This window comes from uncultured Intestinibacter sp., assembly GCF_902468165.1.
Classification (GTDB): Bacteria; Bacillota; Clostridia; order Peptostreptococcales; family Peptostreptococcaceae; genus Intestinibacter.
Genome location: NZ_CABQXJ010000006.1, coordinates 13401 through 26585, shown reverse-complemented (window position 1 = coordinate 26585; position 13185 = coordinate 13401). Strand labels below are relative to the sequence as shown.

Sequence of the window (13185 nt, the reverse complement as noted above, 5' to 3'; positions counted from 1 at the left end):
AATATTTGCTAAATAATATTTTATAAAATATTATTTAAAAGTTCAATCATTTAATCGTATATATTTGCTATCTTGTGTTATTATTCGATTATTTTCGATTAATCTTAAGTCAATATAACTTACTATGTATAATAAAATAAAAAATAATAAAAAATAGCACTAGACAGATTTTATCTATCCAGTGCTATTTTTTATTATAATTCTTGAGCTGCTTCTAACTCTTCTTTTAAATTATTTCGTTTATCTATTTTTTTCATTTTTATATAATAAGTCAACATAAGTGGTACTGCTGCTGATATCCATGCGATTGGATCAGATAAACATATACCTGTAAAACCTATAACTTTTGGTAATGTAAAAGCTACTGTAGCTCTTGCAGCTAATTCAAAGAATCCTGCCATCATTGGTACAAATGATTCTCCCATTCCTTGAAGCACGTTTCTATATACAAATATAAATCCTAAAGGTATAAAGAATATTGCAGAATAATTTAATACTTGTTGAGCATAATCAAATATTTCTGGCGTTGGATTTTCTATAAATAACATTACAAAATATTTCCCAAGTGTAACTAATACAACTCCAGCTATTAAACTTGTTATTATTGAAACTATATTCATTATTTTTATTCCGTGTTTTATACGATCAAATCTTCCAGCACCTAAATTTTGTCCTGCATAAGTTGCAACTGTAACACCGAAAGATGTAGATGGTTGCATTACTAATTGAAGAACTTTTGATGCTGCTGTGTAAGAAGCTATTACTACAGAACCAAATGTATTTATTGCACTTTGTATTATTATTATACCTACTGCAGTTACTGAAAATTGCATTGACATTGGTATTGCAATTTTTAAATGTGTAGTATAATATTCTTTTTCAACTTTGAAGTCTTCTTTTTTAAGTCTTAATATCTTGAATTTCTTATAGCTATATATAAAACAAAGGACTGCTGATACTCCTTGTGCTATATTAGTTGCATAAGCTGCTCCTGCAACCCCCATATTAAAGTTTATTATGAAAATTAAGTCTAAAATAACATTTAGAATTGATGCCACTATTAAGAAATATAATGGAGTTTTACTATCTCCTAATGCTCTTAATATTCCTGCTGCCATATTATATCCCGTTTGAGTTATTATTCCTGCATAAATTAATGTGATATATACCCTTGCATCTTCATAAATATTTTCTGGTGTATTCATCATATTAAGAAGTGGTTTTACTGCTAACAATGCTACTATTGTGATTATTACTGTCAATACTATAGTAAGTGTTATATTACTTGCTACTGCTTTTTTTACACCTTTTTCGTCCTTTGCTCCGAACTTTTGTGCTACCAAGACGGCAAATCCACTTGTAAGTCCTAATACTAGACCATTTACTAAGAAAAATAGTGAATTACATGCACCTAATGCTGCAAGTGCATTAACACCGACAAATCTTCCTACTATTATAGTATCGACCATACTATAAAGCTGTTGAAAGATATTTCCGATTAAAAGCGGTATAGTAAAATAAATGAATATTTTTAGTGGATTTCCCTTTGTCATATCACTAGTCATAATTATTCCTCCTTATATTTATTTAATTTTTAAAATTTATAATTGTATAAAAAGACCCTCCTTATTATTACTCGAATAAAGAGAGTCCTATTTATCTTGTTTATCTATACTTATTTTAGATAGTAAAATTACTTTAACGTATATTTTAACATCTTTTATTGTTATTGGCTATAGATTATTCTTATTTACATATATTTTATTATTTAGATACGTTTCCTGCTATATTAAGTGCATCCCATGTTCTAGCAAATGGTGGTGCATAACATAAATCAAGCATTCCAAGTTGTTCTGTTGTCATTTTTGTAAATATTGCAGTTGCAAGTACGTTTGTTCTTTGTACTGCGTCTGATTTACCTACTGCTTGTCCACCTAATATTACTTTTGTATCTGCATCATAAATTAATTTTATAGATATTTTTTCTTGTCCTGGACAATAATCAGTGTGATTTTTATCTGTTATAAATGTAGCTTTGTAATTTAAGTTCATTTTTTTAGCATCTGCTTCTGTTATTCCAGTTGATGCTGCTTCCATATCTAATAATTTTATACAGCTTGAACCTAATGTCCCTTGGAATGTTTCAGATTTTCCACCTAAATTAGATCCAACTATACGACCTAATTTATTTGCATTTGTAGCAAGTGGTATATAAACTTGTTGTTGTTTTACAAGGTGGTATACTGTTGCACAATCTCCAGCAGCATAAATATCTTCTATAGAAGTTCTTCCTTGATTGTCTATTACTATTGCCCCATTATCAAGCATTTCTATGCCTGTATCTTTTAAGAATGATGTATTTGGTCTTACACCAGCAGCTAATACAACTAAATCTACTTCTACTTCATCAGTATTAGTTATAACTTTAGTTTTTCCATCTAAAGTATCTATAGATGTTACCATTGAGTTAAAGTATAGTTCTATTCCATGAGCTCTTAAGTTTTCTTCAAGTATTTCTGTAACTTCTTTATCAAGTACATTTTCAAGTATTCTATTTCCCGAATTAAATACACAAACTTCTTTGCCTAATTCTTTTGCAACATCTGCTACTTCTAAACCTATAAATCCAGCCCCTATTACAGCTATCTTTTTAATAGATTTATCTTGCATTTTTGCTTTTAACTTTTCTCCATCTTCTACACTTCTAAGTGTATAAGCCTTTTCTATATTTTTTATAGGTGGTATTACAGTAGCTGCCCCTGTTGCAATCATCAGTCTATCATAATTATCTGTAAAAACTTCACCACTTTGTAAATTTTTCACTTCTATTGTTTTTGTTTTTACATTTAAACTTACAACTTCGTGCTCTATTTTTACATCTATTCCTGTTTCTCTAACTTTTTCTGGAGTTCTAACTAACATTCTATCTACATTGTCAAAATTACCCCCAACATAATAAGGTAGTCCACAAGCACCAAAAGATATATGTGGAGATTTTTCATATACAACTATCTCAGCATCTCTGTCAGTTCTTCTTAATTTAGCAGCTGCACTCATTCCTGCAGCAATCCCTCCAACTATAATTATTCTCATATTTCCTCCTAAATCTGTCTTAAATTTAGAGGACGAACCAAAAGCCAGAATTTCTCCCATCTAATAGCACGCCCTCTTATCTCAAAATTATTTTATTCTATTTTAAAAGAAATTAAACAGCTTTTTGAACTGTCTTATTTGCTTTTTCTTCATCTCTTTTTAAACTTCTATCTACAATAATTGAACTTGCTATTGTACCACTTACGTTTAACATAGTTCTACCCATGTCTATTATTGGGTCAACTGCAATTACTGCTCCAAGAAGTGGGAAGTATGCTTCCATACCCATACCAGATATAACTACAGATATTGCTATTGTAGCAGTACCTGGAAGACCAGCTATACCAAATGAACTAATTGCTATGATTACTAAAAGCATTATACAGAAACTTAAATCTATAGGTGTATTAGTTATTTGTGCAAGCATTATAGCTGTAAGTGCTGGATAAATTCCTGCACAACCATTCATACCCATATTTGTTCCTAAACTAGCAACAAAACTTGCAACCCCTTCATTAACATCAAATTTTTTCTCTAGAGTTTCAATTGTAACAGGTAATGTTCCTAAACTTGAACGAGAAGTAAATGCTATAATTAATGGTTCTGAAGCATTTTTTATATATGTTATTGGGCTAACTCCATTTAACATAGCTAATGTCATATGAACTACTAACATTATAATCACTGCTAAATATAGACAAACTATAAATTTACCAACAGATGCAAGTACACCTATTCCATTTGAAATTATAGTGTTTGCAAGTAAAGCTATAACTGCATATGGCATAAATTTAATTATTGTCATAGTTACACTTATTATTATTTTATAAAAAGCTTCAACCCATTTTACAAAAGGTTCAATAGTATCTGCATGTTTTTTGCTTAAACGTCTTATTGAAGTTCCTATAAATGCTGAGAATATAACTACACCAACTATATTTCCTTCTGCCATAGATGATACTATATTACTTGGTAAAAGTGCTCTTATTGTTTCAGATAAAGAAACTGCTTCTCTTATTTCAGCAGTGTTGTTTCCTGCATCAAATCCTTGACCAAGGTTAAATAATATTGCTAATACTATACCTGTTATAGCAGCGAAAACTGTTAAACCTATTAATGATCCTATTGTTTTTGTTGTAAGTTTTCCAAGGTTATCACCTTTCATATTCATTATTACTCTTGTTATTGATAATAATATAAGTGGAATAACTAACATTTTTAATAAGTCTATAAATCCACCACCAACAAATCCATACCATCCAGATAATTCACTTATCCAAGCTATATCCTTTGGTGAATCTGGGAATTTAGCAACGGCTTGTACTATAACTCCTAAAACTAATCCTAAAACTGTACCAGTAGTCATTCTTGTAGAAAAGCTAACCTTTTTCTTTTGAAGTACGTTGATCACTTTAAATAATGCTATTAATGCTACGATAAATGCCAAAGTTCTAAAATCACTAAGTTGTAAGAACTTTGTAAAAAAATTACTTTCTAACATTCCTCTTTCTCCTGTGTCTTTGTTTGTTTTTTATTTAATTTATTATAAACCCTATGTATATTATAGGATATAATACCCAAAAAAGTATATAATAATATTTACATTTTTTAATTTTTTTTAAAAATACTTCGGCTATCATTTTGATAACACCCAACCATTTCATTGTACTATCATTTTGATAATATTGCAATATTTTTTTATTTTTTTATAATATTTTCTATTATTTCTTTAAAATCCTATTTTTTGCAGTTTATTTTTAAAATCATTTTTTTAATTTTAATTTAATTTTTAATCCGATTTTATGGAAATATTAGCTTTTCTTTATATTTATTTTCAAATTTCTCTTATTTTTTACATTTTTCTATATTTTTTTACATTTAGTCTATACGTTTTCCTATTTTTCTTGTAAAATATAAATATAAAATTCAACAATTTTTAAAAAATTATTTATGGAGGTATATTATAATGGAATTAATAGGAATTTTGATAATCATTTTAGGTTTCGCCCTAAAATTAGATACTATAGCAGTTGTTGTTTCAGCTGGTGTAGTTACAGGATTAGTAGCTCACATGAATATAGTTGAAATTCTTTCAACTTTAGGGGAAGCGTTTGTCACTAATAGAACAACATGTTTATTCATGCTTACACTACCTGTTATAGGACTTTGTGAAAGATATGGATTAAAAGCAAAAGCAGTTATGCTTATAGAAAAAGCAAAAGGATTATCTACTGGTACACTTTTAAGTGGATATTCTTTCATAAGAGAGGCTACAATAGCAGCAGGTGTTGCACTTGGTGGTCACCCTCAATTTGTTAGACCTCTTATAAGCCCAATGGCTGAGAGTGCCGCTACTGTAAAATACGGTAAATTAGAAGAAAAGGATTTAGATAAAATAAAAGCTCATTCTGCACTTGCAGATAATATAGGTAACTTCTTCGGTCAAAACTTATTTATGGCAAACTCAGGTATCCTTTTAATAGTTGGTACTTTAGATTCTTTAGGAATGACTGTTGATCCAATGGCGCTTACTAAAGCTGCAATACCAGTTGCTATAATAGCATTTGTATTATGCGTTGGAAAAAATATATTACTAGATAGACAATTGAGTAGAAAATACAACTCTAAAAATAATGATTTAGGGGGTAATAAATAATGGATATGGCAACACTTTCAAATAATCTATTAGACGTATTTTATATGTTTATAGGATTATGTATGGCAATAACAATGGTGTTTACTTTAAAAGATAAAAATCATAAAACTAGAATAGGTACAGCCCTATTTTGGGGAATATTAGCATTTATATTTATATTCGCAAGAATACTTCCTTCTGTATTAGTAGGATGTCTTGTAATCGTTATAGCAATTTTATCAGCAACTAAACAAATTAATGTTGGTACTTTAAAACAATTAGATACAACTTTCACAGAAATGAAAGCTCAAAAATTAGGTTTAAAAATATTTGTTCCAGCTTTATCAATAGCTGTAATAGCAATGCTTGTTGCTTCATTTACAGAGTTTCCTGGAACTGTAGCTATAGGTATAGCATCTACACTTTCTTTATTATTAGCATTTGCAATAACTAAAGCTAAACCATCTGAAGCTGTTGAAGATACTAACAGAATGTTCCAAGCAATAGGAGTATTCTCTATATTACCACAATTATTAGCTTCTTTAGGTGTATTATTCACTGCTGCTGGTGTTGGTGATAAAATAGCTAGCATAATATCATCTGTTATACCTCAAGGAAATATACTTGCAGGTGTTATAGCTTACTGTGTTGGTATGGCAATATTCACAGCTATAATGGGTAATGCATTTGCTGCATTCTCAGTAATAACTGCTGGTATAGGTCTTCCATTCGTATTTGCTCAAGGTGGAGACCCAGTTATATGTTCAATATTAGCATTAACTGCTGGATTCTGTGGTACATTAGTTACTCCAATGGCTGCAAACTTCAACGTTTTACCTGCTGCATTACTTGAAATGAAAGATAAAAACGGAGTTATAAAAGCTCAAGCACCTTTAGCTGCATTATTATTAGTAGCTCACATAATATTAATGTATACTTTAGGGTTCTAATATAAAAAAACTATTATAATTGATTAAATAAATATACAACAGATTTTGATATATTATTCCGGAGTCTGTTGTATTAACTAAAGGAGAAATAAAAATGAAAGTTTTAATAACAGGATTTGATCCATTTGGTGGAGAATCAGTAAATCCAGCATTAGAAGCTGTTAAACAACTTCCTGACACAATAGCCGGTGCTGAAGTAATAAAATTAGAAATACCTACTGTTTTCAGAAAATCATTAGAGAAAATAGAAGAAAATATAGTTAAACACAACCCTGATATAGTAATATCTGTTGGACAAGCTGGTGGAAGATTTGATGTAACTCCAGAGAGAGTTGCTATAAACATAGATGATGCTAGAATAGAAGATAACGAAAAAAATCAACCAATAGACATAACTATATTCGAAGATGGGCAACCTGCTTACTTCTCAAACTTACCAATAAAAGCTATGGTTAAAGAAATGAGAGAAAATGGTATACCTGCTTCTGTATCTAACACTGCTGGTACATTCGTTTGTAACCACGTTATGTACGGAATATTATACATGATAGATAAAAAATATCCTAACATAAAAGGTGGATTTATCCATGTTCCTTATATACCATCTCAAGTTGTTTGTAAACCAAACACACCATCAATGGCTGCTGCTGATATAACTAAAGGTTTAGAGTTATGTATAAAAGCTGCTGTTGAAAACAAAGAAGATATAAAAGCTGTTGGTGGAGAAATCTGCTAATTGTAATTTAATAAATATGCAATAAATATTTACCCGGAATTTATATTTATTGAAAATAGAAGTATCGATGAAAAAGTCTTGTAGATTTAAATTCATCGATACTTTTTTAATGATTTTAATTAGGTTTTATTTATAAGTATAAATTTTAAATTTTCTATCCACCAATCCATATTTAACATCTGTTCTTTATTATTAAAATCTGTATTTATTATCAACGCTGCTAAAAACATTCTACATGCACATAGTAATCCAACTTGTAATAATGTATTCCATGTATTTTGTGTAAATTTGTATCCTTTATATTCTTCTAGTCTTTTTCGATAAAAATCTATTAGTATAGTTTTGTCTATATCTGCTTCTACAGAAGTTATAATGTACCATAATAAATCTAGTGTACATGGGCCACATCCGCTATTAGCAAAATCAATCATCTTTATATTGTTTTTATCTATATACAGTGTATTATCTGGTCTATAATCTCCATGTAAAAAAGTTTTTGGGAAATATGGATATAATTCTTCTATATTATTTAAATTATTATATTTTTCATATAAATTTTCTCCCAAGATGAGCTTTAGCTCTTTCCATCCTTCGTATACTTCTTTTCTCATATCTTCTGTATATTTAAATTTATCTACGGATAAAAAATTATAATAGCTTTCTGTATTTAATAAGTTCTCGTATTTATTAACATCATATTCTGTAAACTTTGAATGAAATTTCGCTAGTGTGTCTATATAATCCAAATACTCATTCATATGATTTTTGGAGCCTATATACTCCGAAACATCTTTCATTAAAATTGCGTATGTATCACTTCCTAAGTAATATCCTATATAAATTCCATCTATATATTCTTCAAGCTTTGGATATACGTTATCTTTAAATATTACTAACTCCCTACCCTTGTCATTACTGGCTTTTGCTAGCCAATCTTCTTGTAGATTATTAACTTTTAAGTAAAGGTATTTTTTATTTTTATTAGAGTAAAGTTCTATTTTATACATTTTAGATCCAGATAAACCTGATGTATTTATAGGATAAATATCTATATTTGTTAAGTTATCTATTTCTTTTTCTAAGTTTTCTTTGCTTAAAAGATCTCTTATAGATGATGCTTTATAAATATCCAAGTCATTCCCCTCCTTAAAATATTTATCCCAATTTTATATAGTATCACTCTTTTTTAATAGTATTACATTACTATTTTTTCTAATAAGCTTTTATGAGGAGAAGCGATAATTGATGTAGATGTTATTTCTCCCAATTTTGCAAGTTCATTTTCACATGATTTTATAGCTGATTTAACAGAAGATATTTCACCTGTCATTATCAAAAATCCCTTGCCGCCTAGCCCTTTTGCAATTCTAACTTCTATTAATTGGACATTCGATGCTTTTACTGCTATATCTGCAGCTTTTATTATTGTTAAAGCAGATATAGTTTCTATAGCTCCTATAGATTTTAAGTCCTTTATATCTGTAGCTCCAGCAATCGCTACAAGAACTTGTGGTGATACATTATTTATTATATGGCTCTCTACTAAAAATACATCTGCTATTGATTTTCCTCTTTCAACAGAATTTTTAACTGCACCGACATCTCCACTCACTACAATCATGTATTTACCTGGGCAAACGGGATTTGCTAAAACTAATTCTACATTAGCTGCTTTGACCATTTCATCAGCAGTTTGTATACCAATGGGAGTACTTTTTAGTTCTACTAAACCAATTGCTTTTTTCAAGTTTATCCCCTCTTTCTCATAATTTATCTAATAGATATTCTATTTATATTATTTGTCTGAAACAATGACTACTTTATTATCTTTGATTTCTTTTATAACACCACTAATACTTGCATGAATATTGCTTCCCAAACTATTTTTGTCTATTATCCCAACTAAGTCACCTTTTTGAACTTTATCCCCTACTTTAACTGCCACTGCACAAGGTTTGCCTATATGTTGATTCATCAAAATAGTAACACTATCTTCGTCTATTATTTTATCTTCAAGAGGCGACTTTCTATCAAATTCTGTAAGTCCCAGTTGTCTTATTAATTTATTTACTGGATATCTTTTAAATTCTCTAAAAGGGTGTGCCTTCTCTGGTTTATTGTTGCAAGTATTTTTTATATTATTTTGTCTCATAGTCTGTTTTAAAAAGTTGTTTAGTTTCCATGGTTGTAAATTCATAATACATGCATATTCACATAATCTACATCCGCAACATAAATAAGCATTTACCGTACTGATATTGTTGTCACATAGACTTCCATACGATGCTATTCTCATCATCTTATGTGGTTGTATAGCATGTCCTATAAGCCCCCTTGGACATACTTCACTACAATGGCTACAGTGCATGCATGATGTTTTTGCATCTTTTAGCATTTTTCCTATATCTTTTTGTAAGTCTTTTACTAATGAGTGGTCTTTAGGTAGTACTATAAGACCTTTTGTTGTTTTTGTAATTGTAGAATCTATATCTACAACTTTCCCCATCATTGGTCCACCATTAATAACTACAAAGTCAGTTAAACTTGTACCTCCAGCTAACTCTATAGCTTTTTTAACACTCATTCCTATTGGCAATTTTAAAGTTTTAGTATTATTTACAGCACCAGTAACTGTAACATATTTATCAGTTACTGGTTTTTCATAATAATAAGCATTGTAAATATTAAGCATAGTTTCTACATTTGATACTATAGCACCTACATTTAGAGGTATTCCTCCCTCTGGAACAATCCTCCCCGTAACTTCATATACTAAAACTTGTTCATCACCAGCAGGATAGAAGTTTTCAAGCTCGAATAATTGTAATTTATCATAATTCCCTATAATACTTTGTACACTCGAAATAGCTTCTTTATATTTTGATTTTAGTGCTACTACACCATGTTTAGCTCCAACATGTTCAACAACTAAACTTAATGCATCTAAAATCTCTTTTGTATGTAAAGCCATTAATTGTTGATCTACTCTCAACAAAGGCTCACATTCTGCCCCATTTATTATTACATATTCAGCCTTAGCATTTAACTTTGCATGGGTTGGAAATCCTGCTCCCCCTGCTCCTACTATCCCCGCTTTTTTAATAAGGCTTAATAAATCTTTTTCCATTTATTTCACCTCTTTATTTATTTAATGTGGAATCCTCCAACAAGTGTGCATCTTCTTTTTCTTGTAAAAGATTTAGCTGAAGTTAATCCTTCTCCAGTTGGACCTGCTATTGTAAATGTTGTGTATCCTTCTCCACCAACACCTATACCAGCATATGATGGTCCATTTTTAACAAATATTGTAGTTTGAATAAGTTTTGCCATTCTAGTTAATTTGTCCACGTTTTTAGAATGCATCATTGCAGTATGTCTGTTTCCATGTTCAACGTCTACTGCCATATCTATTGCTGTATCTACGTCTTTTGCTCTTACAAGTGGAAGTATTGGCATCATTAATTCTGTTTGGACAAATGGATGTTCTAATTCAGTTTCCATTAATATAACTCTTATACTGTCATCTACTTCTATTCCAATTTTGCTTAATATGTATTTAGCGCTCTTTCCTACAAATTCAGTTTTTATTTTCATATTGTCGTTTAATACTAGTTTAACTAATTTATCTATTGTTGATTTATCTTTAACTTCATATGCTCCATGTTGTTTCATATTGAAGATTAAATAATCGGCGATTTGATCTACTGCTATTATTTCTTTTTCTGCTATGCATGGTAGATTATTATCAAAACTACAACCATCTACTATATCTTTAGCCGCTTTTTCTATATCAGCAGTTTCATCAACTACAACTGGTGGATTTCCTGCTCCTGCACCTATTGCTTTTTTACCGCTTGATAATACTGATTTGACAACTCCTGGGCCACCTGTTGCAACTAATAATCTAACTTTGTCGTGTTTCATCATTATGTTTGCATTTTCTATAGATGGTTCTTTAACAGAAACAACTAAGTTATCTGGTGCACCAGCTTCTTTTAAAGCTCTATTTATTAATCTTATAGTTAATTCAGAAACTTCTTTTGCTCTTGGATGTGGGCTGAATACTACTGAATTTCCAGCAGCTATCATACCGATACTATTGCATATTATAGTTTCAGTTGGATTTGTTGTTGGAGTTATTGCACCAATTACCCCAAAAGGAGCATATTCCACTAACGTAAGTCCATCATCTCCCGCCATAGCCTCAGTTGTTAAATCTTCTATACCAGGTGTTTTGTCTATAGCTAATTGATTTTTAATTAATTTATATTCATATCCACCCATGCCTGTCTCTTCAACAGCCATTTTTGATATTTTTTCTAAATTTTCTTTTTTAGATAATTGATTTCTTATAGCTTTTACAAATCTATCTTTATCTGACATTGAGCAATCTAATAGTTTTCTTTGTGCTGTAAATGCAGCATCTATAGCTTCTTCCATTGTTGGAAATATACCCTCTCCACAATTATCTGAGCATTGTGGTTTATTTTCTGCTGCTTCTACACTTTGCATTACTTGTTTTACGATTTTTTCTATATCCAATGTATTTATTTCCATATTTTATCCCCCTAACCTGACTTTATTATAGATAAAACTCTATTTGTATTTATTTATGTATTAATTTAAATTAACTACAGATTCAATCGCATATTTAGCTACATATGTATCTTCTTCAACAGTGCCTCCACTTACACCTAAAGCTCCGACGACTTTGCCTTTGTATGTAAATGGTATCCCCCCACCAAAAGTAATTATTCGATTATTGTTGCTCTCTTGTATTCCATAAAGTGGGTCACCTGGTTTACATAAATTTTGAACATCTTCTGTCGCCATCTTTAAGCTGAGGGCTGTATATGCCTTATTTAAAGATATATCTATACTCGCTAAAAGTGAGTCTTCCATTCTCTCCATAAGTATGATGTGACCACCGCTATCGACTACAGAAATAACTACGGGTACGTTTATTTCTTTTGCCTTTTGTTCTGCAAAAGCTACCATTTTCTTTGCAGTTTGTAGATTTAAATCTACTGTTTTATTTTGATCTATGCTAATAGATTTTCCTGTCGTAACAGGTTTATCTATCTTTTTTTCTAATTTATCTGTATCTAAAGCCAAACTTTGTTCATCATCTTTGATACATTCGTTTATATTATTATTTAAATCTAAGTTTTCTTCACTTAAATTACCCTGAATATCTTTTAATTTTTCTCTAACTCTCTTTAATACTTTTACTTTTAATTCTTCAACTTCACAATAAAATTCTTCAACTCTTGCCAATGCATATATTGCATCAGACATTCTATTTACATATTTCATTACTTCATTTCTAACTGGCTCTATTCCACTAAGCGCTACTATATTTCGCTCTCCTCTTCTAACTATTGTTCTTGCAACATGAAGAGTCGCCGAAACTTGGTTTTTCCCTGGTACAACAAAGTGAGTTTGTATACCTACAATTTCAGTACATTCATCAACTATATTTTCTAAATAAGATATATCATCCTCAGAGATTTTGCCAGTTAACATCTCTCTTCCTTTTTTATCACTGGCAAGTTCTGCTCCAAGACTGAATATCCTCTTTTGTATTTTATTTATATATGTCCTTACTTTTTCGTTTTTTGATTGTGAATAAGCTAAACCCAACATTGAATTAGCTTCATCCATAATTCCATAACACTCAACTTTTACGCTATTTTTAGAGATTCTCTCTCCTCCATAAAGGCTTGTTTGTCCTTTATCTCCCGTTTTTGTATATAAATTAGCCAAACTTA

General features: G+C 30.1%; 11 protein-coding genes. 3 read left to right on the top strand and 8 right to left on the bottom strand.

Annotated features, from left to right (window positions below; genetic code table 11):
• Window positions 1-194 precede the first annotated feature (194 nt).
• From RDX53_RS02140 to RDX53_RS02130, 3 genes are all read right to left on the bottom strand, one after another.
• The gene (locus RDX53_RS02140; RefSeq protein ID WP_307993641.1) at window positions 195-1565 is read right to left on the bottom strand and encodes an MATE family efflux transporter; all 1371 of its coding nucleotides are present in this window, start codon (window positions 1563-1565) and stop codon (window positions 195-197) included.
• Between the two features lie 199 nt (window positions 1566-1764).
• The gene (locus RDX53_RS02135; protein ID WP_307993640.1) at window positions 1765-3093 is read right to left on the bottom strand and encodes a CoA-disulfide reductase; all 1329 of its coding nucleotides are present in this window, start codon (window positions 3091-3093) and stop codon (window positions 1765-1767) included.
• Window positions 3094-3205: 112 nt separating this feature from the next.
• Window positions 3206-4594: a cation:dicarboxylate symporter family transporter gene (locus tag RDX53_RS02130; protein WP_295675199.1), complete on the bottom strand. Its 1389-nt coding sequence runs from the start codon at window positions 4592-4594 to the stop codon at window positions 3206-3208.
• A gap of 465 nt (window positions 4595-5059) precedes the next feature.
• On the opposite strand from RDX53_RS02130, the gene RDX53_RS02125 reads away from it, so the two are divergent.
• From RDX53_RS02125 to pcp, 3 genes are all read left to right on the top strand, one after another.
• Complete coding sequence (locus RDX53_RS02125; RefSeq protein WP_295575725.1) at window positions 5060-5749, top strand: DUF969 domain-containing protein; 690 nt, start codon at window positions 5060-5062, stop codon at window positions 5747-5749.
• On the top strand, window positions 5749-6678 hold the full coding sequence (locus RDX53_RS02120; protein ID WP_007285673.1) for a DUF979 domain-containing protein: 930 nt from the start codon (window positions 5749-5751) through the stop codon (window positions 6676-6678). The genes RDX53_RS02125 and RDX53_RS02120 overlap by 1 nt, the downstream gene beginning before the upstream one ends.
• A 94-nt stretch (window positions 6679-6772) precedes the next feature.
• The gene (gene pcp, locus RDX53_RS02115; protein WP_007285672.1) at window positions 6773-7414 is read left to right on the top strand and encodes a pyroglutamyl-peptidase I; all 642 of its coding nucleotides are present in this window, start codon (window positions 6773-6775) and stop codon (window positions 7412-7414) included.
• A 119-nt stretch (window positions 7415-7533) separates the two neighbouring features.
• Here the strand turns inward: pcp and RDX53_RS02110 are convergent, their stop codons facing one another.
• The 5 genes from RDX53_RS02110 to RDX53_RS02090 all read right to left on the bottom strand — a co-directional run bounded on the left by RDX53_RS02110 (window position 7534) and on the right by RDX53_RS02090 (window position 13180).
• Window positions 7534-8547, bottom strand: a complete 1014-nt coding sequence (locus RDX53_RS02110; protein WP_195929687.1) for a phosphotransferase — start codon at window positions 8545-8547, stop codon at window positions 7534-7536.
• 62 nt (window positions 8548-8609) lie between these two features.
• Window positions 8610-9161 carry a BMC domain-containing protein gene (locus RDX53_RS02105; protein WP_195929686.1) on the bottom strand — a complete coding sequence of 184 codons (552 nt, stop codon included), beginning with the start codon at window positions 9159-9161 and terminating at the stop codon, window positions 8610-8612.
• A 48-nt stretch (window positions 9162-9209) separates the two neighbouring features.
• A complete protein-coding gene (locus RDX53_RS02100) occupies window positions 9210-10541 on the bottom strand; it encodes an SLBB domain-containing protein (RefSeq protein ID WP_195929685.1) in 1332 nt (443 codons plus the stop codon).
• A gap of 17 nt (window positions 10542-10558) precedes the next feature.
• Window positions 10559-11971, bottom strand: coding sequence for an aldehyde dehydrogenase family protein (locus RDX53_RS02095; RefSeq protein ID WP_295761984.1), 1413 nt, complete (start codon window positions 11969-11971; stop codon window positions 10559-10561).
• Between the two features lie 60 nt (window positions 11972-12031).
• Window positions 12032-13180, bottom strand: coding sequence for a cob(I)yrinic acid a,c-diamide adenosyltransferase (locus RDX53_RS02090; RefSeq protein WP_195929683.1), 1149 nt, complete (start codon window positions 13178-13180; stop codon window positions 12032-12034).
• Window positions 13181-13185: the final 5 nt, after the last annotated feature.